22 protein-coding genes and 1 tRNA gene are annotated in these 26,254 nt (G+C 62.6%); all 23 read left to right on the forward strand.

Translation table 11 applies throughout. The features are described from left to right. The first annotated feature begins 77 nt into the window (after nt 1-77). Nucleotides 78-575, forward strand: a complete 498-nt coding sequence (locus AC2A1F_RS02425; protein ID WP_292631147.1) for a division/cell wall cluster transcriptional repressor MraZ — start codon at nt 78-80, stop codon at nt 573-575. Beyond that, nucleotides 572-1,576: a 16S rRNA (cytosine(1402)-N(4))-methyltransferase RsmH gene (rsmH, locus tag AC2A1F_RS02430; protein WP_484207177.1), complete on the forward strand. Its 1,005-nt coding sequence runs from the start codon at nt 572-574 to the stop codon at nt 1,574-1,576. The genes AC2A1F_RS02425 and rsmH overlap by 4 nt, the downstream gene beginning before the upstream one ends. After that, nucleotides 1,573-2,370 (forward strand): hypothetical protein, encoded by a 798-nt coding sequence (locus AC2A1F_RS02435; RefSeq protein WP_484207178.1) that lies wholly within the window; start codon nt 1,573-1,575, stop codon nt 2,368-2,370. Before rsmH ends, AC2A1F_RS02435 begins: the two co-directional genes overlap by 4 nt. Continuing rightward, complete coding sequence (locus tag AC2A1F_RS02440; RefSeq protein WP_484207179.1) at nt 2,367-4,112, forward strand: peptidoglycan D,D-transpeptidase FtsI family protein; 1,746 nt, start codon at nt 2,367-2,369, stop codon at nt 4,110-4,112. The genes AC2A1F_RS02435 and AC2A1F_RS02440 overlap by 4 nt, the downstream gene beginning before the upstream one ends. Then, on the forward strand, nt 4,109-5,557 hold the full coding sequence (locus AC2A1F_RS02445) for a UDP-N-acetylmuramoyl-L-alanyl-D-glutamate--2,6-diaminopimelate ligase (protein WP_484207180.1): 1,449 nt from the start codon (nt 4,109-4,111) through the stop codon (nt 5,555-5,557). Before AC2A1F_RS02440 ends, AC2A1F_RS02445 begins: the two co-directional genes overlap by 4 nt. Next, nucleotides 5,554-7,023: a UDP-N-acetylmuramoyl-tripeptide--D-alanyl-D-alanine ligase gene (locus AC2A1F_RS02450; RefSeq protein ID WP_484207181.1), complete on the forward strand. Its 1,470-nt coding sequence runs from the start codon at nt 5,554-5,556 to the stop codon at nt 7,021-7,023. The genes AC2A1F_RS02445 and AC2A1F_RS02450 overlap by 4 nt, the downstream gene beginning before the upstream one ends. Next, the gene (gene mraY / locus AC2A1F_RS02455) at nt 7,024-8,088 is read left to right on the forward strand and encodes a phospho-N-acetylmuramoyl-pentapeptide-transferase (RefSeq protein ID WP_292631135.1); all 1,065 of its coding nucleotides are present in this window, start codon (nt 7,024-7,026) and stop codon (nt 8,086-8,088) included. Then, the gene (gene murD / locus AC2A1F_RS02460; RefSeq protein ID WP_484207182.1) at nt 8,085-9,416 is read left to right on the forward strand and encodes a UDP-N-acetylmuramoyl-L-alanine--D-glutamate ligase; all 1,332 of its coding nucleotides are present in this window, start codon (nt 8,085-8,087) and stop codon (nt 9,414-9,416) included. The genes mraY and murD overlap by 4 nt, the downstream gene beginning before the upstream one ends. Before the next feature lie 10 nt (nt 9,417-9,426). Further along, nucleotides 9,427-10,662 carry an FtsW/RodA/SpoVE family cell cycle protein gene (locus AC2A1F_RS02465; RefSeq protein WP_484207183.1) on the forward strand — a complete coding sequence of 412 codons (1,236 nt, stop codon included), beginning with the start codon at nt 9,427-9,429 and terminating at the stop codon, nt 10,660-10,662. Continuing rightward, nucleotides 10,659-11,873, forward strand: coding sequence for an undecaprenyldiphospho-muramoylpentapeptide beta-N-acetylglucosaminyltransferase (murG, locus tag AC2A1F_RS02470; protein WP_484207184.1), 1,215 nt, complete (start codon nt 10,659-10,661; stop codon nt 11,871-11,873). The genes AC2A1F_RS02465 and murG overlap by 4 nt, the downstream gene beginning before the upstream one ends. Beyond that, nucleotides 11,870-13,282: a UDP-N-acetylmuramate--L-alanine ligase gene (murC, locus tag AC2A1F_RS02475; protein WP_484207185.1), complete on the forward strand. Its 1,413-nt coding sequence runs from the start codon at nt 11,870-11,872 to the stop codon at nt 13,280-13,282. The genes murG and murC overlap by 4 nt, the downstream gene beginning before the upstream one ends. 128 nt (nt 13,283-13,410) lie before the next feature. After that, nucleotides 13,411-14,241 carry a UDP-N-acetylmuramate dehydrogenase gene (gene murB, locus AC2A1F_RS02480; RefSeq protein ID WP_484208151.1) on the forward strand — a complete coding sequence of 277 codons (831 nt, stop codon included), beginning with the start codon at nt 13,411-13,413 and terminating at the stop codon, nt 14,239-14,241. Then, nucleotides 14,238-15,179 carry a D-alanine--D-alanine ligase gene (locus AC2A1F_RS02485; protein WP_484207186.1) on the forward strand — a complete coding sequence of 314 codons (942 nt, stop codon included), beginning with the start codon at nt 14,238-14,240 and terminating at the stop codon, nt 15,177-15,179. Before murB ends, AC2A1F_RS02485 begins: the two co-directional genes overlap by 4 nt. Before the next feature lie 3 nt (nt 15,180-15,182). Further along, nucleotides 15,183-16,151 carry a cell division protein FtsQ/DivIB gene (locus tag AC2A1F_RS02490; RefSeq protein WP_484207187.1) on the forward strand — a complete coding sequence of 323 codons (969 nt, stop codon included), beginning with the start codon at nt 15,183-15,185 and terminating at the stop codon, nt 16,149-16,151. Between the two features lie 9 nt (nt 16,152-16,160). Beyond that, nucleotides 16,161-17,441 (forward strand): cell division protein FtsA, encoded by a 1,281-nt coding sequence (gene ftsA, locus AC2A1F_RS02495; protein WP_484207188.1) that lies wholly within the window; start codon nt 16,161-16,163, stop codon nt 17,439-17,441. A 195-nt stretch (nt 17,442-17,636) separates the two neighbouring features. Further along, a complete protein-coding gene (gene ftsZ / locus AC2A1F_RS02500; RefSeq protein ID WP_484207189.1) occupies nt 17,637-19,085 on the forward strand; it encodes a cell division protein FtsZ in 1,449 nt (482 codons plus the stop codon). A 97-nt stretch (nt 19,086-19,182) separates the two neighbouring features. Continuing rightward, a complete protein-coding gene (locus tag AC2A1F_RS02505; RefSeq protein WP_484207190.1) occupies nt 19,183-21,156 on the forward strand; it encodes an SPOR domain-containing protein in 1,974 nt (657 codons plus the stop codon). Between the two features lie 227 nt (nt 21,157-21,383). Further along, entirely contained in the window at nt 21,384-21,887 is a 504-nt protein-coding gene (locus AC2A1F_RS02510; protein WP_484207191.1) for a type III secretion system chaperone family protein, read from the forward strand. 183 nt (nt 21,888-22,070) lie between these two features. Next, complete coding sequence (gene proC, locus AC2A1F_RS02515; RefSeq protein WP_484207192.1) at nt 22,071-22,877, forward strand: pyrroline-5-carboxylate reductase; 807 nt, start codon at nt 22,071-22,073, stop codon at nt 22,875-22,877. Between the two features lie 135 nt (nt 22,878-23,012). Next, complete coding sequence (locus tag AC2A1F_RS02520) at nt 23,013-23,756, forward strand: Bax inhibitor-1/YccA family protein (RefSeq protein ID WP_484207193.1); 744 nt, start codon at nt 23,013-23,015, stop codon at nt 23,754-23,756. A 192-nt stretch (nt 23,757-23,948) separates the two neighbouring features. Next, nucleotides 23,949-24,665, forward strand: coding sequence for a hypothetical protein (locus AC2A1F_RS02525; protein WP_484207194.1), 717 nt, complete (start codon nt 23,949-23,951; stop codon nt 24,663-24,665). Nucleotides 24,666-24,818: 153 nt separating this feature from the next. Further along, nucleotides 24,819-24,894, forward strand: a tRNA-Ala gene (locus tag AC2A1F_RS02530). A gap of 147 nt (nt 24,895-25,041) precedes the next feature. Continuing rightward, the gene (gene obgE / locus AC2A1F_RS02535) at nt 25,042-26,100 is read left to right on the forward strand and encodes a GTPase ObgE (protein ID WP_484207195.1); all 1,059 of its coding nucleotides are present in this window, start codon (nt 25,042-25,044) and stop codon (nt 26,098-26,100) included. The last annotated feature ends 154 nt before the right edge of the window (nt 26,101-26,254 follow it).

Raw genomic sequence — 26,254 nt, forward strand, 5'->3', positions numbered from 1 at the left:
GCGGGGGATGAGTCGGTTCTGCGCGCAGGCGTGGGGCCGGGCCATGGAGTTTTTCGTCCGCGAGCGGGGTGGTCGGCGTGACGGGAGGGTCGGTAAATCTCGTAGGACAGGGCTTTTCGCCACGCGGCGAAAAGGGCCGCTTTGTTCTGCCTGCCGATTTCCGCTCCGATATTTTCACCGCGTCTGCGAATCAGCGCGTGCTCTGCCTCGATAAGCACCCGCGCCTGCCATGCCTCACCGGTTTCGGCCTCTCCCGCCTCGCCGATTTCGCTGCCGAGATTGATCGCGAAGAGGAAAAGAAGCTGCGGCTCGGCCTCGATTTTGATCGCGATGCCGCAGAAGGCCAAGTCTACGGTTTCACCCGTGTCAGCTATGATGACAGCGGCCGGTTCGTCCTGCCCGATTACCTGTCCGAACTCGGGCAAGTAGAGGACGGCCTCTATTTCCACGGCGGTGGTCGCCAGATCACCATCTGGAACCCGCGCATCCTGTTCGAACAGGATGCGGCGTGGGCGATTGCTCAGGCCGGTTGCCGCGCCAAGATGGCTGAAGCTGCAAAGGGCAAGCGCAAATGACCGCGCCTGAAATGGCCCCCGCTGAAACCATGCGCGCCCCCCACATTCCCGTGCTGATCGACGAAGTGCTGGCCGCGCTGAACCCGCAGCCCGGTGATCTGATCGTCGACGCAACTTTTGGCGCGGGCGGCTATACCCGCTCGATCCTTGGCACCGGCGCGACCGTCCATGCATTTGATCGTGATCCGGACGCGATTGCGGCGGGACAGCTCTGGGGAGAAACCTGTGGAAAAGATCCGCGCCTGATCCTTCATCCGCGCCGCTTTTCCGAACTGGCAGAAGGGCTTGCCAATGCCGGAATTGCCAGCGTTCAGGGTGTCGTGTTCGATATCGGCGTCAGTTCGATGCAGCTTGATCAGGCAGCGCGCGGATTTGCGTTTTCCTCGGACGGCCCGTTAGACATGCGAATGTCACAGGACGGTCCAACTGCGGCGGATTTCCTGAATGAAGCGGCTGAAGAAGATATTGCCGACGTGCTCTATCGCTACGGCGAAGAACGCCAGTCGCGCCGCATTGCCCGCGCCGTTGTGGCGGCCCGCCCACTCACCACTACGGGTCAGTTTGCCACCGTGGTGCGCAAAGCGCTTGGCTATCGTCCTGATATCAAAGGCCCCAAGGCGCAGAAGGACCCGGCTACGCGCAGCTTTCAGGCGGTGCGCATTCACGTGAATGGCGAACTGGATGAGCTGTTGTCGGGCCTTGCGGCAGCAGAGAAAGTGCTGGCGCCGGGGGGGCGCCTGGTTGTGGTCAGTTTCCACAGTCTGGAAGACCGCATCGTCAAGCAGTTCCTACGTGAAGCAGCAGGAGCCATGCCCGCGGCATCGCGCCATATGCCGCAAATTGCGCAAAAGTCGGTCGCCGTGTTCGAAAAGCCATCGGCCGCAATTCGCCCGACCGCAGAAGAAGAGGCACGCAATCCGCGTGCACGGTCCGCAACGCTGCGCTGGGCTGTCCGCACGACGGCACCCGCCCGCCTAAACGCAGGAAAGGTCGCGGCATGATCGCTTCTGCCAACCGCTTGCGGTCCGTTGGATGGCTGGTGCTGCTGGGCCTGTGTCTGGCGATGGTGCTGATCTTGGCGTTCCGCGTTAATGCGCTGCGCAGCCAGATTCACCATGCGGAAGCGCGCATCGTCGCGCTCAAGCAGGAGAAGATGTATCTCGAAACCGAGTTTGAGACGCGCGCGAACCAGCAGCAGCTAAAGACTTGGAATGATGTAGAATTTGGCTATGCCGCACCGCTGGCTGGGCAATATCTGGAAGGTGAACGGCAGTTGGCAGCATTCAGCATGCCAAGCGTACCCAATGCGCCCGCGCCGATCCGCGTCGCCAGCATTGATGACTCGGTGATCTCTTCGTCGGCTCTTCCAGCTATGGTATCGCCGCTTTCAGGCAAGCCGCTGGGTGATGAGGCGCAAGAGCCCAAGCCAACGCTGATCAAGGCGAGTGATGTATCTCAAGTCGATCATGCTGATGCTGTTGAAACTTTGAATGAACGGCTCGGCAAAGTGGTCGATTCACGACCGAGCAAGCCCGTACGCACTGCGACTAAGTCCGAAAAGCCGGAGCCAAAGGCCCCGACACGGTCCAAGAAACTGTCGGAAAAAGCGAGCAAAAAGCCTGTGGAAAGCGTCAGCAAGGCATCTGTAGTAAAAGCGGAAAAGGCCAAGGCGACCAAGCCGGCCGCGAAGCTGACCAAGGCTGCCACAACCGCGGAAAAATCCAAGGCGGCGAAAGGCAATACAGCTGCAGCCTCTCGTGTAACCAAGCGCAAGGAGGCTAGGGCAGCCCTGTGAATGCGCTAACCGCTTCTGCCGCCATCGCTTCAGGCCGGGTCACTCTGGCCAATGTTCGTCAGCGTTCGCTGGTGGAAGCCAAGATCCGCGTGCTGGTTGTGGCGTTCCTGTTCGTGTGTGCGGCACTTGCAGCATTCGTGCGTATTCTACAGCTTGGTTTTTTTGAAGGCGCGCCTGAACGCCGGTCGCTGGCCGAAGCACTTCTGCCGCCCCGGGGTGAGATTGTGGATCGCAACGGTGCGCCGCTGGCTCGCGCGTTTCCTGCTTATGCTCTGTGGTACAATCCCAAGGCATTCGGAGAAAATGGTTCGCCGCTTGTCAAATCACCGGAAGAAGTTGCCGCTGCGCTGATGCAGATATTTCCTGATGCAGATTATGCCGATCTGCTTCGGCGGCTGAAGTCTGACCGGCCCAGTTATCTGCGTGCCCGCATCATGCCAGAAGAAGCCAACCGCATCTTTGCGCTGGGGGAACCTGCGCTCGAATTTCCGCGTGAAAACCAGCGCTATTATCCGCAAGGGTCGCTGGGTGCTCATGTTCTCGGTTATGTCGACAGCGAAGGCAAGGGCCAGGTCGGCATGGAGCAGGTACTCGAAAAGCAGCTGCTCGACCCATCCTTGCGGGGCCGTCCGGTGTCGCTCTCCATCGACATGCGCGCGCAAGGCGCGCTTGAAGATGAACTGGGTCGGGGCATGCTGGAAACCGAGGCCAAGGGTGCCGCCGGAATCATTCTCGACGTCGATACCGGCGAAGTCATTGCGCTCGCCTCGTTGCCAACGTTCAATCCCAACCGTTCGGATATGGCTTACAACGATCTGGTGTTCAACAAGGTCACCAATCAGGTTTACGAACTGGGCTCCACCTTCAAGCCGCTCTCAGTTGCCGCCGCCATCGATGCCGGTGTCGTGACCGATCTGTCAGTGCGCTATCCAGCGGATCGCCCGCTGGAAATCGGCGGCTTCCGCATCCGCGATAGCCACAGCTTCGGCGCTTCGCTCAATGTGCCAGAATCGCTGATCCACTCATCGAACATCGTGACCGCACAAGTGGCCGACAAGCTCGGCGGTCCGGCGCTCAAGAAGACGATGGCCGCGCTTGGCATGAACGAGCGCCCTTATATCGAACTGCCTGCGCGTGGCTTCCCGCTCTGGCCGCGTGGCCACGAAAAGACCGGCGAATGGGCGCGCATCACCACGATGACGGTCAGCTATGGCCACGGCATCGCGGTCACGCCACTGCACCTTGCTGCGGCCTATGCGGCAATGGTGAATGGCGGCGTCTGGCGTCCGGCTACGCTCTACAAGGTTGATCCGGCCAAGGCCCCCGAAGGCCGCCGCGTATTCAAGGCCTCCACCAGCGCACGCATGCGCCAGTTGCTGCGCATGATCGTGGTCGATGGCACCGGCAAGTCCGCCAATGCTCCCGGCTTTCGTGTGGGCGGCAAGACCGGCTCGGCTGAAAAGCCTGGCGGGAAGGGTGGTTACAACCGCACTTCGCTGGTCGCGACTTTTGCCGCTGCCTTCCCGATGGACAAGCCGCGCTATGTCGTGATTGCCATGTTGGATGAACCCAAAGGCACGGCGGCCACATCGTTCCAGCGCACGGCCGCATGGAATGCCGGCCCCATCGTTGGCCGTCTGGTACCGCGCATTGGGCCGTTCCTCGGCGTCGTGCCTGACGATACGCGCGATATCGATATCTCCGACCTCTCGCCACTGGTCGGCAATGGGAACGGCGAATGAAGCTGGCCGCAATCTTGGAAGCGGCGGGGTTTCCGGCTGCTGGCGGTGATGCAAATGTCACCGGGTTTGCCATTGATCACCGCAAGGTTGCACCGGGTACGATCTTCGGCGCATTTCCGGGCGCGCGCTTCAACGGCGAGGATTTCATTGCCGATGCCGTAAAGTCTGGCGCAGTGGCCGTTGTCGCGCGGCCTGAGGCAAAGGTCGAAGGCGCGATCCACATCGCCGATGCCGAACCGCGCCGCGCCTTTGCCATGCTGGCCGCGCGCTTCTTTCAGCCGGTGCCCGAAACCGTGGTTGCGGTCACCGGCACCAATGGCAAGACCTCCACGGTGGAGATGACGCGCCAGATCTGGCGCATGCTCGGCCAGTCTGCCGCCTCGATCGGCACACTGGGCGTCACTACCGCAGACGAGAGCGTCTCCACCGGCCTGACCACGCCCGATATCGTCACGTTTCTGGCGAACATGACCGGCCTCGCCCGCGAGGGGGTGACCCACGTTGCCTACGAAGCATCGAGCCATGGCCTTTCGCAGTACCGCAACGAAGGCCTTCGCGTGGTGGCAGGCGGCTTCACCAACCTGAGCCGCGATCACCTCGATTACCACGCCACGATGGAAGACTATTTCGCCGCCAAGATGCGGCTGTTCGACCATGTTGTGACAGATGGCGGCACGGCGGTGGTGTGGATGGACGACGAATGGTCGGCCCGCGCGGCAGAACATGCACAGCGCCGGGGGCTAGAGCTGTTCTCGGTCGGCACCTGTGGCACCACGATCCGCCTCGCCGGCCGCGCGCCAACCCAGCTTGGCCAGACGCTTGAGATCGAATGGCAGGGCAAAGCGCGCAAGATCACGCTGCCGCTGATCGGAGCCTATCAGGCCGCCAATGCGCTGGTATCGGCAGGCCTCGCCATCGCCTCGGGCAGCGATGCGGACAAGGTTTTCGATGCATTGGCGCGCTTGCAGCCGGTGCGTGGGCGGCTTGAACGCGCGGCGATCAACCGCGCCGGCGCGCCGGTTTATGTCGACTACGCCCATACTCCTGATGCGATAGAAGCCGCTATCACTGCGCTGCGGCCACACACCGCTGGGCGCTTGGTCACCGTATTTGGCGCTGGCGGCGACCGCGATGGAGGCAAGCGGCCAGAGATGGGCCGCGCGGCCTGTGCGGGGTCCGAAGTGGTGATCGTGACTGACGACAATCCGCGCGGCGAAGATGCCGCCACGATCCGGGCAGCGGTTTTGGCCGGCTGCGATGGCAAGGCGCGCGAGATCGGTGATCGGCGCACCGCCATTGCTGTCGCCATTGCCGAGGCAGGGCGCGATGATATAGTCCTGATCGCAGGCAAGGGGCACGAACAGGGTCAGATCATTGGCAGGGGTGAGGCAATGCGCATCCTGCCGTTCGATGACGTACAGGTCGCAAGGGAGTGCACGACATGACCGCCCATCCCGCGCTTATTTCATGGCCAGAAGACCCGTCGGATACGGCGGGTCTTGCGCTTTGGACCAGTGAGGACATCGCCCGCGCCACCGGTGGGCGGGCCAGCGCCCATTTTGCCGTGTCCGGCGTTGAGATAGACAGCCGCGAAGTGGTTGAAGGCGATCTCTTTTTTGCGTTAAAGGGTGAGGCATCTGACGGCCATCGCTACCTTGAAGGCGCCACGGCGCGTGGCGCATCAGGCGCGGTGGTGGAGCATGCCAGCTTCGGCCCGCACGTCCTTGTCGCTAACACTGCAACGGCGCTGGAGGACCTGGGCAAGGCCGCGCGCGCGCGGGTGGATGCCGGGATTATTGGCGTTACCGGCTCTGCAGGGAAAACCGGGGTCAAGGAGGCGCTCTATGCAGCGCTTGACCGGGCGAGCCGGGGCCGGGCGCACCGTTCGGTCAAGAGTTACAATAACCATGTGGGCGTCCCGCTAAGCCTTGCCCGGATGCCCGCGCGCAGCATTTTTGGCGTGTTCGAAATGGGCATGAACCATGCAGGCGAATTGTCCGCGCTGACGCAGCTGGTGCGGCCGCATGTGGCGATCATCACCACGATTGCCCCGGCACACATCGGCCATTTTGCGGGCGAGGAGGGCATTGCCGACGCCAAGGCCGAGATCTTCGAAGGGCTGGAGCACGGCGGCGTTGCGATTATCCCGCACGACAACCGCCACTATGAACGCCTGCGCGCCAAGGCCGTGCAGCACGCCGAACGGGTGGTGAGCTTTGGCAGCCATGCCGATGCCAATGTGCGCCTTCTTGATGCTGTGGTTTCGGCCCATGGCGGGACGCTGGTTACGGCCGATCTGGGCGGGCGCAAGGTGTGCTACACGATTTCGCAGCCGGGCGAGCACTGGGTAGCCAATTCACTGGCGATCATGGCCGCGGTTGAGGCTATCGGCGGTGATTTGGGCGCTGCAGGCCTTGCGCTGGCGGAAATGGAGGGCCTTGCCGGACGCGGCGCGCGCCACACCATTCTGGCGCACGGTGGCGATGGGTCTGGCACCGCGCTGCTGATCGATGAAAGCTACAACGCCAATCCTGCGTCAATGGCGGTGACCTTGCGCCAGTTGGGGGCAACGCCCGCAGCCCGGCGCGTGGCTATTCTGGGCGCGATGAAGGAACTGGGCGCTGACGAGGCTCGCTATCATGCCGAACTTGCCGGGCCGATTGCCGAAGGCAAGGTTGATAAGCTGGTGCTGGTCGGCACCGAAATGGCCCCTTTGGCGCAAGCACTGGGGAAAAGCGGCGCATCGTCGCTTGCCGCCCAAATCGATGTAACGCATGTGCAGACTGCGGCCGAAGCAGCGCAATGTCTCGCGGCCGATGGCGTGCGCGGGGGTGATGCTCTGCTCGTCAAGGGGTCGAATTCGGTAGGGCTGGGCGCGATCGTGCGCTCACTTGCCGCCAGGGAACAGTGAATGCTCTATCAGCTGGCCGAATGGCTGAATTTTGAAGGTTTCAGCAACCTCATCCGCTACCAGACCTTCCGCGCGGGCATTACCCTGCTCACCGCGCTGCTGATCGGCCTGATCATCGGTCCGCGCTTCATCAACATGTTGCGCGTGCGGCAAGGCAAAGGCCAGCCAATTCGCGAAGATGGCCCGCAAACCCACCTGGCCAAGCGTGGCACGCCCACGATGGGCGGGTTGATGATCGTCACCGCGCTGCTGCTGTCGCTGCTGCTGTGGATGGACATGACCAGCCGTTTGCTGTGGTCCTGCATTGTCGTCACGCTGGGATTTGGCCTGATCGGCTTTCTCGATGATTACGACAAGGTCACCAAGTATGCGCACAAAGGCGTGCCAGCAAAGGTCCGTCTTGCCGGAGAATTCGTGGTTGCCGCCCTTGCGGCATGGCTCGCGGTAGGGGAGACCAACCTCTATGTGCCGGTGTTCAGCAACCTCTACATTCCGCTGGGACCGTTCTACTATCTCTTTGCAATCTTTGTGATCGTTGGCGCGGGCAATGCGGTGAACCTGACGGATGGATTGGATGGCCTTGCGATCATGCCGGTGATCATTGCGGCGGGCACGTTCGCGATCATCGCCTATCTGGCGGGCCGCGTGGACTATTCCAGCTACCTTGGCATTCCGCATGTGAAGGGCGCTGGCGAACTGGCGATTTTCTGTGCGGCGATGATGGGGGCGGGGCTGGCGTTTCTATGGTTCAACGCTCCGCCTGCCGCCGTGTTCATGGGTGATACCGGCAGTCTGGCCCTTGGCGGAGCGTTGGGTGTTATCGCGGTGGCCGCGCATCACGAGATCGTGCTGGCCATCGTCGGCGGTCTGTTCGTGATGGAAGCGGTGTCGGTGATCGTGCAGGTTGCGGTCTACAAGCGCACCGGCAAGCGCGTGTTCCGCATGGCCCCGATCCACCACCATTTCGAACAGTTGGGCTGGAAGGAATCGACCGTCGTGATCCGCTTCTGGATCGTGTCGATCGTGCTGGCGCTGATCGGCCTTGCAACGCTGAAGGTGCGATGATCGTCTCGCCCGCCTTTACCGGCAAGCGCTTTGCCGTGCTCGGCCTTGCCCGTTCGGGGCAGGCCAGTGTCGAGGCGCTGCTGGCGGGCGGAGCAGAGGTCACTTTGTGGGATGCCCGCGAAGAACCGCGCGTTGCCTATGAAGGGCGATGCGAGATTGCCGATCCGCTGGGGATCGATCTGACGGGCTTTGCAGGCGTTGTTGTAAGCCCCGGCGTTCCGCTGAACCGCCATCCGATTGCTGCCCATGCCGCATCTTTCGGCGTGCCGGTGATTGGCGATATCGAGCTGTTTGCCCAGGCGCGCGCCGACCTGCCGCTGCATCGCGTGGTTGGCATTACCGGTACGAATGGCAAATCGACCACGACCATGCTGGTCCACCACATCTGCAAGGCCGCAGGCTTTGAGGCGCGGCTTGGCGGCAATATCGGGTTGCCCGTGCTGGGGCAGGAGCCATTGCCAGAAGGCGGCGTCTATGTGCTGGAATTGTCCAGCTACCAGATTGACCTGACGCAAAGCCTTGATTGTGATGTGGCTGCACTGATCAATCTGAGCCCCGATCATCTAGACCGCTACGATGGCTTTGAGGGCTATGCTGCGGCCAAAGCGCGGCTGTTCCAGATACAGTCAGCGCGCCATCATGCGGTGTTTGGCCGCGGTGATCAGCACACTTTGAACATCGGCCTGCAAACTTCCGCGCGGCACGAATCCGGGTTCGTCCATGTGGTAGAGCCTGAACTGCTGCAGGGGCAGGCCGATTGGCCTTCGCTTCAAGGGCCGCACAACCTTCAAAATGCTGCCATTGCTGTTGAGATTGCGCAGCAACTCGGCATTGGCGAAGACGTGTGGCGACCTGCGCTGGCCAGCTTTGTTGGCCTGCCGCACCGCATGGAGCGCGTAGCCGAGGCCAACGGCGTGCTGTTCGTCAACGACAGCAAGGCCACCAACGCGGCCTCCACCGCGCCTGCGCTCGGCGCTTATCCGCGCATCCACTGGATTCTGGGCGGCTTGCCCAAGAGCGACAATCTGGATGAATGCGCGCCCTATTTCGGCAATGTCGTGGCCGCCTATACCATTGGTGAGGCTGGGCCGATGTTCGCCGACTTGCTCGAACCGGTCATGCCCGTCACGCGTAGCGAGATGATGTGCGATGCGGTGCGGCAGGCCATGGAAGCGGCGCAGCCCGGCGATGTCGTGATGCTGTCTCCGGCCTGTGCCAGCTTTGACCAGTTCCGCGATTTCGAAGCGCGTGGAGACAGCTTCCGCCAGATCGTCGAAGCCCTGATCGAAGATCGCAGCAGCCCCTGTCCACCGGAAGCCGGCATATGAGCACTGGCCTATGAGCACTGCGCCAACGCCCACCCGTCTGGTCACCACACCCACGCCTGATGGCGGCGTGCGCGTGGTGGGCCATGGCGCGCGCTTTCGCCGGAGCCGCCGCAGCGAGTTGCTGATCTGGTGGCGCGAGATTGATCGTGTGCTGCTGACGCTGATCCTGTCGCTCGTGGCAATTGGCTGCATCGCAGTGGCAGCATCGTCTCCGGCCAGCGCGCAGCGCCTGTCCACGGCCAAGAAGTCCTTGGGCGATCTCTATTTCTTCTGGATTCATCTGCGGTGGGTGGCGGTGGGGTTGGTGGCGATGTTCTTTGCATCGGTCCTGCCCAAGGAGGCGGCGCGGCGCGCGGCTATCCTGCTGGCGGTGGCAATGGTGATCGGCCTGCTGCTGGTGCCGCTGGTGGGCAGCGAAGTGAAGGGCGCACGGCGCTGGCTGTGGCTGGGTTTCAGCCTGCAACCGTCCGAATTTCTCAAGCCCGGTTTTGCCATCGCGCTGGCCTGGATCCTGTCATGGCGGGTGCGCGATCCCAATATTCCGGTGATCCCTGTAACGGTCGGCATCATGGGGCTGGTTGGGGCCTTGCTGATGGCGCAGCCTGATTTTGGTTCGACCGTGCTGTTTGGCGGCGTTTGGTTTGTGCTGGTGCTGCTGTCGGGCCTTTCGGTCAGCAAGATTGGCTGGTCCATTGGCGGTGGCGTCCTTGCGTTTGTGGCCGCCTATTTGTTCTACCCCAACGCCACCAACCGGATCGACAGCTTCATTTCGGGCGGTAGCGAATTCGATCAGGTCGATCTGGCCATGCGCACGCTGACCAACGGCGGGTGGAGCGGGACCGGCCTATGGTTGGGCAGTCGCAAGAATGCCCTGCCCGAAGCGCATACCGACTATATCTTTTCGGTGATCGGTGAGGAATTCGGGCTGATTGCCTGTGCGGTCATCGTCCTGATCTATTGTGCAATCGCGCTGCGCGTGCTGATGCGCCTGCTTGACGAGGATGACATGTTCACGATCCTTGCCGCTGCTGGGTTGACCGCGCAACTGGTAGGGCAGGCGTTCATCAACATCCTTGTAAACGTGCAACTGTTCCCTTCGAAAGGCATGACCTTGCCGCTTATCAGCTATGGCGGATCATCCACGATTGCGCTTCTTCTTGGCGTTGGACTGCTGCTGGCGATCACGCGCCGCAATCCCTACCTGTCGCGCGAGAAGTTCGACATTGCAGAACTGGTGCGCAAATGAACGCCCCCAATCCCGCCATCGGCGTTTCCCGGCATTTCGTGCTGGCAGCTGGCGGCACCGGCGGCCACCTGATCCCCGCTTTTGCCTTGGCGATCGAGCTGGATCGGCGCGGGCACCATGTTGCGCTGGTCACGGATGAACGCGGGGCGATGATCCCCGGAAAGCCCGATTTCATGCCCGCCCATGTGCTTCCCGCCGGGCGTCTGGCGACAAACCCTGTTGCGCTGGCCAAGGGGTTGCGCGCCATCTGGCAGGGCCGGGCTATGGCGCTGCGCCTGTTTGAAAGCTTTCAGCCTTCCTGCGTTGTTGGCTTCGGGGGATACCCGGCACTGCCTGCCTTGCTGGCCGCGCGTTCGGCGAAGATCCCAACGGTAATCCACGAACAGAACGCCGTGCTGGGCCGGGTCAACCGCTTCCTCTCGGGCCGGGTTGATGCCATCGCCACAGCATATGGAGAGGTTGACCGGCTCGATCCCAAGCTGTGGGGCAAAGTCCACCGTGTGGGCAATCCGGTGAGGCCCGAAGTGCTGGTCTTGCGCGGTGAGGCTTTCCCGGAATTTACCGAAGACAGCCTGTTTCGTGTGTTGGTGACTGGTGGCAGTCAGGGCGCATCGATCCTGTCGGAGGTTGTGCCCGATGGCCTGGCGATGCTGCCACCCGCGTTGCGCCACCGCTTGCAGGTGACGCAGCAGTGCCGCCCTGAGGACCTTGAAACCGTGCGCGCACGCTATGCCACGCACGAGATTCCGGCCGAACTTGGCACCTATTTTGAAGACATGCAGGCCCGTCTGGCAGGCGCGCATCTGTTTATCGGCCGCGCCGGGGCTTCGACCATTGCCGAACTGACCGCCGTGGGCCGCCCGGCCATCCTGATCCCGCTTCCCATCGCCACGGATGATCATCAAGCCGCCAACACGCGCGAGATGGTGGCGGCAGGCGGCGCGCGTGCGATCCGTCAGACCGGCTTTACGCCCAAGGAACTGGCCAAGCAGATTCAAGTCATGGCCCAGCACCCACAAACGCTTGCCAATGCGGCGCACGCTGCATGGAACTGCGGCTTGCCCAATGCCGTCACCGATCTGGCCGACTTGGTCGAAGGCTTTGGCGGTGATCCGATCATGGACGTGATCCGCGTCAATACGCGCAGCACCGTTCCGTCAGGGCAGAAGCAACTGGCAAAGCGCGCGCACGCAAACGGAGAAGCCAAGTGAAGGGCGTCGGCACTGAAATCGGCACGATCCACTTTGTCGGCATCGGCGGGATTGGCATGTCGGGCATTGCCGAAGTGATGCACAACATGGGCTATGCGGTGCAGGGGTCGGACATGGCCGAAAGCTATGTGGTCGACGGCCTGCGCCAGCGCGGCATCACGGTGATGATCGGGCAGGCGGCGGAGAACGTCGCAGGCGTGGCCGTGGTCGTCACCTCTACTGCGGTGAAGCGTGACAATCCCGAAGTCGTCGCCGCGCTGGAAAACCGTATTCCGGTGGTGCGCCGGGCCGAAATGCTTGCCGAACTCATGCGGCTCAAGAACACGGTGGCTGTGGCTGGCACCCACGGAAAGACCACCACCACATCGATGATCGCGTGCCTGCTTGATGCAGGCGGCGTAGACCCGACCGTGATCAACGGCGGCATCATCAACTCCTATGGCTCCAATGCGCGGCTCGGTGACAGCGAGTGGATGGTGGTTGAGGCTGACGAAAGCGACGGTTCGTTCCTGCGGCTCGACGGCACGCTGGCCGTGGTCACAAACATCGATCCCGAACACCTCGATCACTACGGCAGTTTCGACAAGGTGAAGTCCGCCTTCGTCGAATTCATTGAAAATGTGCCGTTTTATGGCGCGGCCATGCTGTGCATCGATCACCCTGAAGTGCAGGCTATCATCCCCAAGGTGCGCGACCGTCGCGTGGTAACTTACGGCTTTTCCGCGCAGGCCGATGTGCGCGGTGAGGCGGTAACGCCGATCCCGGGCGGCAACCGTTTCGATGTGCTGCTGCGCCAGCGCGATGGCTCGTTCCGCCGGATCGAGGGCCTCGAACTGCCGATGCCCGGGCGGCACAACGTGCAGAATGCGCTCGCCGCCGTGGCGGTCGCTGCGGAAATGGGCGTGTCGGACGATCTCATCTGCACCGGCTTTGCCAAGTTCGGCGGGGTCAAGCGTCGCTTTACGAAGGTGGGTGAAGTAGAGGGCGTCACCGTCATCGACGATTACGGCCACCACCCGGTCGAAATTCGCGCTGTGCTCGCTGCTGCGCGTGAGGGCGTTCAGGGCCGCGTCATCGCAGTCGTCCAGCCGCACCGCTTCACCCGGTTGCGCGATCACATGGAAGAGTTTCAGGGCGCTTTCAACGATGCCGACGTGGTCTATGCCGCGCCGGTCTATCCTGCGGGCGAAGCGCCCATCGAAGGCGTGGACAGCGCCGCGATGGTCGAAGGCGTCAAGGCGCGCGGGCACCGCAGTGCGCACCTGATTGCCGGGCCTGCTGAGCTGGCCACGGAGCTTGCCGCCACCGTGCAGGCGGGTGACATGGTCGTCTGCCTCGGTGCGGGCGACATCACCAAATGGGCAGCGGGTCTGGCCGATGCGATTGCGGCTGAGAGGGCTGCGGTTTGAGCACGCCCCCCACCTCCGTTCGTGTCGAGCGTAGTCGAGACACGCAAAACACTGCGCCCAGTGTCTCGACTTCGCTCGACACGAACGGGGTCAGGGGCAAACTCACGCCCAACGCCCCGCTCGCCCCGTTGGTATGGTTCAAGTCCGGCGGCACGGCCGACTGGCTGTTTGAACCCAAGGACGTAGCCGACCTGCAAGACTTTCTCGCAGGCCTAGCCCCTGACGTTCCCGTCATGGCGCTGGGTCTTGGCTCCAACCTGATCGTGCGCGATGGTGGCGTTCCGGGGGTAGTCATCCGCCTTGGCAAGGCCTTCGCCAAGGTTGAACGCACTGCCGAAACCACACTAAACTGCGGCGGCGGGGCCAGCGGCATCCTTGTTTCTTCCACCGCGCGCGACAACGGCATTGCAGGCCTTGAATTCCTGCGCTCCATCCCCGGCACTGTGGGCGGTTTCGTGCGCATGAATGGCGGGGCTTATGGCCGCGAGGTCAAGGATGTGCTGGTGGATTGCGACGTGGTGATCCGCTCGGGCGAGATCGTGACGCTGCCGCTGTCCGAACTGGGCTACACCTACCGCCATTCCGACCTGACCGACGGCTGCATCGTAATCGCCGCGCGGTTTCAGGGCGAACCGGGCGAACCTGCGGCGATTCAGGCCGAGATGGACCGCATCAGCGCCGCGCGCGAAGCCTCGCAGCCGCTGCGCTCCAAGACCGGCGGTTCCACTTTCAAGAACCCGGATGGTGCGAAGGCGTGGGAACTGGTCGACAAGGCCGGGTGCCGGGGCCTGACGATGGGCGGCGCACAAGTCAGTGAAAAACACACCAACTTCCTCATCAACACCGGCACTGCCACCAGCGCTGAGATCGAGGGACTGGGCGAGGAAGTCCGCCGCCGGGTGAAAGACAGCGCAGGCGTGGATCTCGAATGGGAAATCAGAAGGATCGGTCGCAAGTGACTCTCGGAAAACTCCACGTTGCCGTGCTGATGGGCGGCTGGTCGAGCGAACGGCCTGTCAGCCTCATGTCGGGCGAGGGCGTGGCCAAGGCGCTGGAATCCAAGGGTTATCGCGTCACACGCATCGACATGGACCGCGACGTGGCTCTGCGTCTGTCTGAAGCCAAGCCCGATGTGGTGTTCAACGCGCTCCACGGCACGCCCGGAGAGGACGGCTCGATTCAGGGCCTGATGGACATCATGGGCCTTGCTTATACCCATTCGGGCCTCGCCACATCGGTGATCGCCATCGACAAGGAACTGACCAAGCTGGCGCTTGTCCCCCACGGCATCCCCATGCCGGGCGGGCGCATGGTCAAGACGGCGGACCTATACAAGGCCGATCCGCTGCCGCGCCCCTACGTGCTCAAGCCGGTGAACGAAGGCTCGTCGGTTGGCGTCGCCATCGTTACCGCCGATGGCAATTATGGCAATCCGATCAGCGCCGACAGCCAAGGTCCGTGGCAGGAATTCGGCCAGCTTCTTGCCGAACCTTTCATCCGGGGGCGCGAGCTGACCACCGCCGTCATCGGTGATCGCGCACTGCTGGTCACCGAACTGCGCCCCAAATCGGGCTTCTACGATTTTGATGCCAAGTATACCGATGGCATGACCGATCATATCTGCCCGGCTGATATTCCCGAGGACATCACCGAAGCCTGCAAGCAGATTGCCCTGCGCGCACACCAGTTGCTGGGGTGCAAGGGCACGAGCCGTTCCGACTTCCGCTGGGATGACATGCAAGGTGTCGACGGACTTTTCCTGCTGGAAGTGAACACGCAGCCTGGAATGACCCCATTGAGCCTTGTGCCCGAACAGGCCAAGGCCTTGGGCATGGACTATCCCGATCTGGTCGAGGCGATCATTGCCGAGGCCATGAAAGATGCAGGAAAGGGCTGAACCATGGCGCAAACGATCAAGCGTGGTGGCGGCAAGGGCGTGCGGCGCGCAGCAGCAGCGCGCACGACCCAGCGCAAGGTCCAGACCGCGCGCAAACAGACTGGATCGCTGTTTGACAGTGTGATGGCGTGGATGCCGTTCAGCGAAGATACGCTGCACAAGATCGTGATGGCGCTGATCCTTGCCGTGACCGCCGCGATCATCTGGACGGTTGCTGCTATGGCAGGCGTGCCCGCGCTGGCATCCGAACAGGCCGCGCTGATTGCATCTGACGCCGGGTTCAAGGTGAGCCATCTTGAAGTGCGCGGCGTGAACCGCATGAACGAGCAGAAGATCTACGAAAAGGTCCTCGGCCAGAATGACCGCGCGATGACCACGCTCGATCTGGCTGGGCTGCGCGAGGAATTGAACGCGATTTCGTGGGTCAAGGATGCGCGCGTATCCCGCAAGCTGCCCGATACGCTGGTGATCGATATCGTTGAGCGCAATCCGCATGCGGTGCTGCGCAAGCCTGACCGGCTGGTGCTGATCGATGATACCGGCACCGAACTGGAAACGGTCAAGCCAGACCGGGCCAAGGGCATGCTGGTGCTGAACGGCCTTGGCGTGGGCAAGCGGGTGCAAGACCTGTCGCGTTTGCTGGAGGCTGCGCCCGCGCTTAAGCCGCAAGTGGCCGAAGCTGAATGGGTGGGCAACCGCCGCTGGAACTTGACGTTCAAGACCGGGCAAGTGCTGGCCCTGCCGGAAGGTAACGAAAAGTCTGCTGGCGCGCTGCTGAGCTTTGCCCGCATGGACGGAGTGAACCGCCTGCTTGGCGGCAAGGTTGCCGCTTTCGATATGCGCGCGCCGGACCGCATCTACATGCGGGTGCCCGGCCATGCCGATGAAATGGCCGAACAAAAGCGCGCGGTGGCCGAAGCCAAGGCGCAGGCCAAGCGCATTGCTGCTGCCGCCCGCGCGGACGAGGGCTGAACTGCTGCCATGGCCACACCGCGCATCACCAAGGTCTTTGCTGCCGTCAACATTGGCTCTTTTCGCGTGTCTGCCATGATCGCGGGCCTTTCGGAAACAGGCGAAATGGTCGTGCTCGGATCGGGCCACCGCGCGGCGCAGGGCATCAAGCGCGGCTACGTGACCGATATGCAGGCCGCCACCCATTCTGTACGCGACGCAATCGAACGCGCTGAAAAGATGGCCAATATCGGCATCCAGAAAGTGTGGATCGGCTGTTCGGGCGCAGGCCTTGGCAGCACCACGGCCAAAGTCGAGGTAGAGATCGGTGGTCGCCGGATCGAACAGGACGATATCGAACATTTGCTGGTGGCCGGGCGCGAGGTGATCGAACCTGATGGCCGCACCGTGCTTCATGCCCAGCCTGCGCACTACACGCTGGATGGTGCGCACGGCGTGCCCAATCCCAAGGGCCTCCATGCCGAGCGCCTGGCCGTCGATATCCACGTTATGCTGGCCGATGGCGCGCCGATCCGCAATTTGCGCGAAGCCGTGCAGAATGCGCATCTTGATGTAGAGACGGTGGTCGGCTCGCCCATTGCCGCTGGTCACGCTTGCCTGACGCCGGAAGAGCGCGAACTGGGTGTTGCGCTGGTGGAATTCGGGGCGGAAGTGACAACGGTGTCGGTCCACGCCGCTGGCATGCTGCTAGGCATGCAGGTGATCCAGTACGGTTCGGGCGATATCACCGATGCCATCGCCTCAGCCTTTGGCATTCGCCGCTATCAGGCAGAGCGGCTGAAATGCATGTCCGGGTCAGCCATCGCCAGCCCGGCCGATCACCGCGAGATGATCCCGGTCAACGCGCCAGGTGATCCCGAAGGCGGCCCTATGGCGCGCCATGCCGATGACAAGAACCGAGTTCCGCGCGCTGAACTGATTTCGGTGATCACGCAGCAACTGGGCTTTTTCACCGAAGAGGTTTCCAAGGCGCTCAAAGCCATGGGCTTTGTCGGCCAGACCGGACAGCAGGTGGTGCTGACTGGTGGCGGGGCGCAATTGCCGGGGCTTGCGGACTATGCGCAATCCGCGCTCGGCCGCCCTGTCCGTATCGGATCGCCGCCGACAATGCTGGGCCTGCCGCCGGGCCATGCCACGCCCAGTTCGACCACTTTGGTGGGTCTGATTCTGTTTGCGGCGGCCGATCCTGTCGATATTCGCAGCATTGGCCCAGCCTATTCGCCCAGCGGCGCCTATCAGGGCTGGAGCCTGCCGAGTCGGCTGTTGCGGGCAGTGAAGGATTACTTCTGAGCCAGGTTTTCCACCGTTCCGGCCCAAAATGCCCGGAAACTTGGCCCGTCATAGTGTTGCAACCTGTGGAAAAGGTTTGTGCGCCTTTGATTCGACAACCCTGCATGTGCAACAGGTTAATGTGATATTGTCCAATCGCGCCAAAGACAGGAAACTGTCGGTGGCCCATCCAGCGACCCGCTTGGGAGACCGTCTATGAGCATCAACATCGGACCGCCGGCCATCGACGAGCTTCGGCCCCGCATCACGGTGATCGGAGTTGGTGGCGCAGGCGGCAATGCCATCGCCAACATGATCAACGCGCAGATCGAAGGGGTCGACTTCATCGTCGTCAACACCGATGCGCAGGCGCTCAACAATGCGATTGCCGAAACCCGTATCCAGCTTGGCCCCGATATCACGCAGGGCCTTGGCGCAGGTGCGCGCCCCGAAGTGGGCCGCGCCGCTGCCGAAGAAACGCTCGAAGAGATCGAGCGGGCGCTGGATGGCGTGCACATGGTGTTTATCGCCGCTGGCATGGGTGGCGGTACCGGCACCGGCGCTGCTCCGGTTATCGCCGAAGCCGCCCGTCGCAAGGGCGTGCTGACCGTTGGGGTGGTGACCAAGCCGTTCCTGTTCGAAGGGACGCGCCGCATGCGCGCTGCCGACTCGGGCATTGAAGAGCTGCAAAAGCACGTCGATACGCTGATCGTCATCCCCAACCAGAACCTGTTTCTGGTGGCCAAGGCCGAAACGACCTTCAAGGAAGCGTTCCAGCTGGCCGATGAAGTGTTGCAGCAGGGCGTCCGTTCGATCACCGATCTGATGGTCATGCCCGGCCTGATCAACCTCGACTTTGCCGATGTCCGCTCGGTCATGGGCGAAATGGGCAAGGCCATGATGGGCACCGGAGAAGGCGAGGGCCCCAACCGCGCGCTTGAAGCTGCCGAACGCGCCATTGCCAATCCGCTGCTCGATGGCGTGTCGATGGCAGGGGCCAAGGGCGTGATCATCTCGATCATCGGCGGCGATGACATGAAGCTGCTTGAGGTCGACGAAGCCGCCAACCACATCCGCGAACTGGTTGATCCCAATGCCAACATCATCTGGGGCTCGGCGTTCAATCCCGATCTGGATGGCAAGATCCGCGTCTCAGTCGTCGCCACCGGCATCGAACAGAGCAACGAACAGGCCGAAATCGCCTCGCGCCCCGTGTCGATCCCCGGCACATCGCGCGGTCCCGCCGTGCCCACGGCAGCTTCGGCAGCGGCTGCTGCTGCTGCGCCAGTCTATACCCCGCCGCCCGCGCAGCCTGAACCTGCACCAGCGGCGTTCGCGCCACCGCCTGCTCCTCCAGCGCCCGAGCCAGAGCCGTTTGATCTGACGCTCGACTTGACTTCGGCGCAGGAAGAAGTGCTGGAAGCGCCCGCTGGCGAACTGCTGCTCGGCGGTGCCCAACCGGCAATGCCGCCTGCAGCAGATCCTGTCATGCCACGGCTCAGCCGGTCGGATGATGCTGGAGCAGCCAAGCCTGCCGGGGGCAGCACGCTGTTCGAACGGATGGCCAATCTTTCGCGCGGGACCAAGGCGGGCGAGGATGACGATGGGGATGATGGCGGTTCGCTCAACATTCCGCGTTTCCTTGGGCGGCAGAACAACCAGTAATTGCGATGAGCGGCGGCACATGTTGCCCCCGCTTCATCTGGAATGATGTATTGAGCGCGGCAGGATGAAAAAACGTTTCCCCTTCGCGCATGGGCCCTTGGCATATAGCTCGCGCCTCGTCGCATCGCTCCTGCTGGTGGCGTCGTCGCCCGGTGTGCTGGCCCAAGTGGGCAAGAACCCGGCTGGCCCGGCCACCGTTTCGCGGCCTGTGGTGCAATCCACAGCGCCCAGTCCCAGTCGGGAACTGAACGCTGCGCTGGCACGTCTGGCCAGCGATCCGCGCGATGTTTCGGCGCTGTCTGATGCGGCTGAGGCGGCGCTGAAGCTGGGTGACAACGAGGCCGCCGTCGGGTTCCTGACCCGTGCCGACGAAATTCAGCCCGGCAATGCGCGAACCAAGGCGCTTGTTGGCAAAGCCTACCTTGCCGCTGAAAACCCGGTTGATGCCATTCGCGCCTTCGATGAAGCCGAACGCGCCGGGGCCGATACCTTTGCGATGGCGGCTGAACGAGCGCTTGCCTATGATCTGGTGGGCGACAATGGACGAGCGCAGCGCTGGTATCAGGTCGCGCTAAGCCGTGGCCCGAATGACGAAATCACGCGCCGCTTTGCGATGAGCCTTGCCATATCGGGCAACCGGCGCGGGGCGGAGGCCCTGCTTGCGCCGCTGATCGAAAAGCAGGACCGCGCTGCGTGGCGCACCCGCACGTTTGCAATGGCGGTAACCGATGGGGCTGATGAGGCGGTGGCCATCGCCTATGCCTCGATGCCGCAGGACCTCGCTTCGGGCATCGCGCCCTATCTGCGCTACATGCCGCGCCTTACCCCGGCGCAACAGGCCGCAGCGGCCAATTTCGGGCGCTTTCCGCGCGCGGCAGACATGGGCCGCGATGATCCGCGGGTGGTGCAATATGCGATGCTCAATCCGCGCGCACCACGGGTGGCCGAGGCCGGGTTGATCCCCGCCGGTGCGCCGCTTGGCCCAGCCGCAGCCTCGGCATCGCAAAAGCCCAGCCGTGAGAAGCGTCGCCGTCCGGGCCGCAATGACGAGAAGGTGGTTCTGGCCAAGGCAACGCCACGTGCCGTGGTGCCGGTTGCGGCCACGCCGACCCCAACTCCAACCCCTGCGCCAACAGCGCCGCCTGCTGTCACGCCGTCGCGCCCGGTTGTGCTGTCGGCATTGGACGTGCCGCCCGGTGCGCAGCGTCCGCCCGTGCCGCCGATCCGTCCTGCGCCAACGGCGGCTGCGGTGGCGCAACCTTCTGCCGCTCCCACGCCAGTGCCGCCAGCTGCGAGGCCGGCTTCTGGAAGCTTCGATCTTGCACGTGTGGCCAGTTCGACCAGTGCGCCGCCGCCTGCTGCTGGGACGCCTGCACCGACACCAGCACCGGCACCAGTACCGGCACCGGCGCAGCAGCCAGCACCCGTGGTGACAGCCGTCGCTGCCAATGCCGGAGCCTCATTCGCGCAACCAGTAGCGCCTCCTCAGGCATCCGCACCCGCTGCTACAGCCCCATCAGAGCCGCCCCGGCCGACCGATTTCGCGTCCATGTTCAAAACCTTCGAGCCTCCGGCCGAGGAGCGTGTGGCAACCGTTGCTGCGGTTGATATCACGCGTCTGCCGCCAAAACCCGTGGCCAAGCCCGATCCGCGCGGTGAGCGTCCCGATGGCCCGACCGATGTTTCGCGCACGCCTGCGAAAGAACTGGCAAAGCCTGCAGCAAAGGATGCCAAAACCGCTGCAAAGGACGCAAAGGCGGCGAAAGAGGCCAAGGCCAAGAAAGCCGTTCCCAGCCATCCCAGCCGCATCTGGGTGCAAGTGCTGACCGGTGCCAACAAGGACGTGATGGATAACGAGTGGCGCCGCCTCGTGAAGGAATCGCCCGAGTTGTTGCGCAGCCGAAAGCCGTATCTGTCGCCATGGCGCAGCAATTTCCGTCTGCTCACTGGTCCTTTTGAAAGCGAAGCATCCGCTCAGGAGTTTGTGACGAAGCTCAAGAAAAGCGGCGTTTCGAGCTATCAGTGGACCAGCCCGGCTGGGCAAGCGGTCGATACCCTTTCGCTGAAGTAAGGCAGATTGCAGCGCCGCCTGTGGACGTGGGTGTTCACCCCTTGTCCACAGCTTTCCCACAAGCTTATCGAGTTTTGCCCAACCGCCTGTTAACCCGCGATTGTCGCTGGGGGGTATTAACCCCCATTGACGGTGCGTGCAGCAGGCAGGGCATATCGTCCTGCCGGGGCCAACCAGCCGAGCCAATCAGCCAAGGAGGCCCAAGCAAAGTGTTCAGGGGACGTACGATGCGGACCGGCCATGACGAGAATGAGCGCGATGACGCCGCGCCCGTCGACATGATTGCCTCGCTTTTCGAAGCCCGCGGCTGGCCGTGCGAGTTCGTGTCCGACGATGAAGTGACCGGCGAAATTCAGGGGTCATGGGCCAATTATCAACTCCGCGCGATCTGGCGGGTCGAGGATCACGTGCTGCAGATCCTCTGCCTGCCCGATACCCGCATTCCCGATGACAAGAAGCCTGCGGTGTTTGAACTGATGGCCTTGATCAACGAGCAGGTGTGGATCGGCCACTTCGATATCTGGTCGAACGGCTCGGTCCTGCTGTACCGCCACGGCCTGATGCTGGGCGATGATGGCCTGCTAAGTATCAGTCAGGCGCAGGCGGCGGTTGAAGCGGCGGTGGACGAATGCGACCGTTTTTACCCCGCATTCCAGTTCGTGCTGTGGGGCGACAAGAGCCCGTCCGAAGCGCTCTCCAGCGCGATGGTTGACGCTGCCGGCGAGGCATAACGGCCAAACGTAACACGCCTGCGCCCCCGCGCAGGCGGGGGCCTCAGGCCGTTTACGGAACGCCAGCGTGCTACACCCCGAGGCCCCCGCCTTCGCGGGGGAGCGGTTAGGGTTGGCAGGGAAGCTTGCAGTGAGGGTGGCGCATTGCCATTGAGCGTTGGCACACGATTCAAGGATCAGCCCATGTCCAAGACCATTCTCCAGTTCGGCTGCGGCAACATGGGGGGGGCTATGCTCAAGGGCTGGTTGGCAGGCGGAATCGCCCCTGAGGCGTTCACCATCGTCGATCCATTTCTTGCTGCCGCGCCCGAAGGCGTGCGCCTCCTACAGACGGCACCGGATGGGGAAGGGGTGTTTGATGTGGTCCTGCTGGGCTTCAAGCCGCAGCAGTTGCCCGATGCCGCCGCCATGGTGCGGCCTTTTGTCGGCCCGCAAACGCTGCTGCTTTCGATCCTGGCGGGCGTTGATCTTGCCACTTTGCGCGGCGCTTTTCCGCATGCGCGCGCGATCGTGCGCGTGATGCCCAATCTGGCTGCTGCGCTCGGCAAATCGCCGATTGCACTGGTGGGCGAGGCTGATGCCGCCGCGCGGGCGCAAACCGATGCGCTGATGGCCCCGCTGGGGCAGGCTGAATGGTTGAGCGGCGAAGATCAGATGGATCTGGTCACCGCACTCGCCGGGTCTGGCCCGGCTTTCGTCTACCGGTTCATCGATGCGCTGGCTGAAGGGGCCGCAGCACTGGGCCTGCCGCGTGATCAGGCTGACCGGTTGGCGCTGTCGATGGTGGAGGGGGCCGCGATGCTGGCCGCAGCCTCCGAACATGGTCCGGCGGAACTGGCGCGCCGCGTCGCCAGCCCCGGCGGGGTTACGCAAGTGGGCATAGATGTGCTCGATCAGGACCAGCGTCTGGTGGCCTTGATGACCGATACCTTGCGCGGCGCGCGAGACCGCAGCGTGGAAATGACCAAGCAGGCACGCGGTAACTCCTAAGCCACTTTCGCGCGCTTGCAACAATTCGTTACAAATGATTGATCGTCTCTCGTACCGGTTTCGCTTGAAAGCGGAACCCAAAGCGCCGATATTCCGTTTACGTGGTCATTGGGACCACATAACGGAGCTTTGAAAATGGCAAACTGGAACGACCCTCGCCCCACCGGGACGGGATTCGGCGCGTCTCCGGGCCTTTCCGGCCTCCAGGGCCGCAGCGAAGTGTTCGATGCGGGCCTGCGTCGTCACATGCTATCGATTTACAACTACATGGCTTCGGGCGTGATGCTTTCCGGCATCGTCGCTCTGCTTATGTTCACAAGCGGATATGCTGCCGCAATGGTCGGGTCGCCGATCATGTGGCTTGTCGTGCTGTCGCCGCTGGCCATCGTGTTCGCGATGTCGTTCGGCCAGAACCGCTTCAGCCTGCCGACGCTTCAGGCTATGTTCTGGGCATTTGCGGTGCTGATGGGCATGTCGCTCTCGACGATCTTCCTGCGCTACACAGGCGGATCGATTGCGACGACCTTCTTTGCCACGGCCGGCGCCTTTGCCGGGCTCAGCCTGTACGGATACACCACCAAGAAGAGCCTGTCGGGCATGGGTACGTTCCTGATCATGGGCGTATTTGGCCTGCTCATCGCATCGGTGCTTAATATCTTCCTGCAGTCTTCGGGCCTGTCGCTGGCAATCAGCTTCCTCGGCGTGCTGATCTTTGCTGGCCTTACCGCCTACGATACGCAGCGCTTGAAAGAGCAGTATGCTTATGTTGCGGGAAGTGATTTTGCAGGAAAGGCCGTCGTCCTTGGCGCGTTGACCCTGTATCTCGATTTCATCAACATGTTCCAGTTCCTGCTGCAGTTCATGGGCGAACGCCGCTGATCTGCTAAAGCGGCCAAGCTGAACGGATATCCCCGGCGGACCTAACGGTTCGCCGGGTTTTCTTTGCGCAAGGGATTCTCATAGCGGCATTAGCGCGCTAGGGTTGGTTTCATGCTGCAGCAAGGTTGCAGCAAATAAGAGTGTTTGCAGGTCTTGATGTCGCAGAACAAGCCGACTTCCGGGGGAATGCCAATGTTTGAATACCGGCGCGTTATTGCGCCTGCTGTGGCAACGATGGTTCTGGCGATTGGGCTTGCCTCGTGCGCGCCGCCGCCTCCGCCGCCCCCACCACCCCCGCCGCCCCCGCCAAAGGTTGTGGTCATTCCGCCAAAGCCTCGTGCGCCCAATGGAGCCTCGGAAAACCTTGGCATCCCACCAGCCGATGCCAATGGCCTGCGCTATTCGCTGAACCGCAATATCAGCCCGGCGCAAATGGTGTGGAACTTGCGCTCAGCATATAACGTTGCTGCGCTCAATTGCTCGAAGCCGCAGCATGTGGGTATCCTGCCGCTCTACAAGGCGTTTTTGACCACACATTCCAAGGCGCTGACCGCCGCGAACAAGAAAGTCGATGCCGAATTCAAGGCCAAGCACGGCGCAAAGTTCATCGCCCCGCGTGAATCCTACATGACGCAAGTCTACAATCACTTCGCGCTGCCGCCCACGTTGACCGACTTCTGCGATGCTGTCGGTGCCGTTGCCCGCGATGGCGCGGCGATAAAGTCTCCCGAACTTGAGGCGTTTGCCATGCGCAGCTTGCCCAGCATCGAAGTGGTGTTCGATGATTTCTATCGCCGATACGAAGTCTACCGCAACGATTTGGCTATCTGGAAAGCCCAGTATGAGCAGCCTGTGACCACGGCTGTGCTTCCGGTGGCGGCACAAGCAGCGGGCGGAGCGGCCAACTGATCACACCTGCCTGAAGCCAGACTGGGACTGGGCCACGCCAGTCAACAGCTGAATAAATCATCAAAGGGACTTTGCAGGCCGGGGCTGCTGCGCTAAGGGCGGCGGTCCCAACGGTGCTGCTTTTTTGGCAGGACCGGTAGGGATACCGGGAACGGGGCCGTAGCTCAGATGGGAGAGCGCGTCGTTCGCAATGACGAGGTCAGGGGTTCGATCCCCCTCGGCTCCACCATTGTTCCGTCAGGTATTATCGAACCGCGTGATCAGGCAGGCGCCTTGCGGTTCGGCGTTACAAGCTCTCCATGAACGGGTAAAAGGCTCGGCTAAGGGGCGCGATGTTGCATTTGCTTCGGGCCTGCCATTGGAATTGGTTACCCGCATGCATTTTCTCGATCAGGCCAAGATTTTCATTCGTTCCGGCGCAGGCGGCGTCGGCGCAGTCAGCTTTCGGCGTGAAAAGTACGAAGAGTATGGCGGCCCCAACGGCGGCAATGGCGGCAAGGGCGGCGACATCATCTTTGAAGCGGTGGCCGGGCTCAACACGCTGATCGACTTTCGCTATACCCAGCATTTCAAGGCCCAGCGCGGGCATGGTGGTGCAGGCTCCAACCGCACGGGTGCCGGTGGTGAAGACCTGATCATCAAGGTTCCGGTCGGCACGCAAGTGCTTGATGATGAACGCGAAACCGTGCTGCTCGACCTTACCGAAGTTGGCCAGCGGATCGTCCTGCTGCGCGGCGGCGATGGCGGGCGTGGCAATGCTTCGTACAAGACATCGACCAACCGCGCCCCGCGCCAGCATGGCCCCGGTTGGCCGGGTGAGGAAATGTACGTCTGGCTGCGGCTCAAACTGCTGGCCGATGCCGGGCTGGTCGGCCTGCCCAATGCGGGCAAATCCACGTTCATCAATCAGGTCACCAATACCAAGGCCAAAGTCGGCGAATATGCCTTCACCACGCTGCGCCCACAATTGGGCGTGGTGCGCCACCGCAACCGCGAATTCGTGCTGGCGGACATTCCCGGCCTGATCGAAGGTGCAGCAGAGGGCGCTGGCATCGGCGACCGCTTCCTTGGCCACATCGAACGCTGCCGTGTGCTGATCCACCTGATCGACATTCACAGCGAAACCGACCCCGCCGAAGCGATGCACATTGTTGAGGCGGAGCTTGAGAACTATGGGTCAGGGCTGGACGAAAAGCCGCGCCTGATTGCGCTGAACAAGATCGATCTGGTCGATGCCGAACTGGTGAAAGCTTTCACCAAGGAACTGAAGCAGGCCGGAGCGCACAAGGTCTATCCGATCTCGGGCGCGACCGGAAAGGGCATGGATGCGCTGATGGACGCCGTGCTTGCCTACCTCCCCAGTGCGACAGTTACCGAACGCCCGACCGGACAGATCGAGGACGCCGAAGACGCCAAGCCCTGGTCACCGATCTGATGCTTCGACAAACTCAGCATGAGCGGACTTAGGCAGTCACCCGGTTTCGCTCGTCCAGAGCCTGTCGAAGGACGCCAAGGTACGAGCCTCGGCCAAAGCGCGCCAGACATCGGACCGACAACCCTTCACGCCTCGTCACAAATCGCTTAAGCGG

The organism is Novosphingobium sp. HNCC26BN242, from assembly GCF_057180525.1.

What these genes read in the sequence shown, in the direction of transcription:
- murD (WP_484207182.1), top strand. Translation starts at nt 8,085, where the DNA reads ATGATCGTCTCGCCCGCCTTTACCGGCAAGCGCTTTGCCGTGCTCGGC.
- obgE (WP_484207195.1), top strand. Translation starts at nt 25,042, where the DNA reads ATGCATTTTCTCGATCAGGCCAAGATTTTCATTCGTTCCGGCGCAGGC.
- AC2A1F_RS02510 (WP_484207191.1), top strand. Translation starts at nt 21,384, where the DNA reads ATGCGGACCGGCCATGACGAGAATGAGCGCGATGACGCCGCGCCCGTC.
- AC2A1F_RS02450 (WP_484207181.1), top strand. Translation starts at nt 5,554, where the DNA reads ATGACCGCCCATCCCGCGCTTATTTCATGGCCAGAAGACCCGTCGGAT.
- ftsZ (WP_484207189.1), top strand. Translation starts at nt 17,637, where the DNA reads ATGAGCATCAACATCGGACCGCCGGCCATCGACGAGCTTCGGCCCCGC.
- AC2A1F_RS02445 (WP_484207180.1), top strand. Translation starts at nt 4,109, where the DNA reads ATGAAGCTGGCCGCAATCTTGGAAGCGGCGGGGTTTCCGGCTGCTGGC.
- AC2A1F_RS02435 (WP_484207178.1), top strand. Translation starts at nt 1,573, where the DNA reads ATGATCGCTTCTGCCAACCGCTTGCGGTCCGTTGGATGGCTGGTGCTG.
- AC2A1F_RS02490 (WP_484207187.1), top strand. Translation starts at nt 15,183, where the DNA reads ATGGCGCAAACGATCAAGCGTGGTGGCGGCAAGGGCGTGCGGCGCGCA.
- AC2A1F_RS02520 (WP_484207193.1), top strand. Translation starts at nt 23,013, where the DNA reads ATGGCAAACTGGAACGACCCTCGCCCCACCGGGACGGGATTCGGCGCG.
- rsmH (WP_484207177.1), top strand. Translation starts at nt 572, where the DNA reads ATGACCGCGCCTGAAATGGCCCCCGCTGAAACCATGCGCGCCCCCCAC.
- AC2A1F_RS02525 (WP_484207194.1), top strand. Translation starts at nt 23,949, where the DNA reads ATGTTTGAATACCGGCGCGTTATTGCGCCTGCTGTGGCAACGATGGTT.
- murG (WP_484207184.1), top strand. Translation starts at nt 10,659, where the DNA reads ATGAACGCCCCCAATCCCGCCATCGGCGTTTCCCGGCATTTCGTGCTG.
- mraY (WP_292631135.1), top strand. Translation starts at nt 7,024, where the DNA reads ATGCTCTATCAGCTGGCCGAATGGCTGAATTTTGAAGGTTTCAGCAAC.
- proC (WP_484207192.1), top strand. Translation starts at nt 22,071, where the DNA reads ATGTCCAAGACCATTCTCCAGTTCGGCTGCGGCAACATGGGGGGGGCT.
- AC2A1F_RS02465 (WP_484207183.1), top strand. Translation starts at nt 9,427, where the DNA reads ATGAGCACTGCGCCAACGCCCACCCGTCTGGTCACCACACCCACGCCT.
- ftsA (WP_484207188.1), top strand. Translation starts at nt 16,161, where the DNA reads ATGGCCACACCGCGCATCACCAAGGTCTTTGCTGCCGTCAACATTGGC.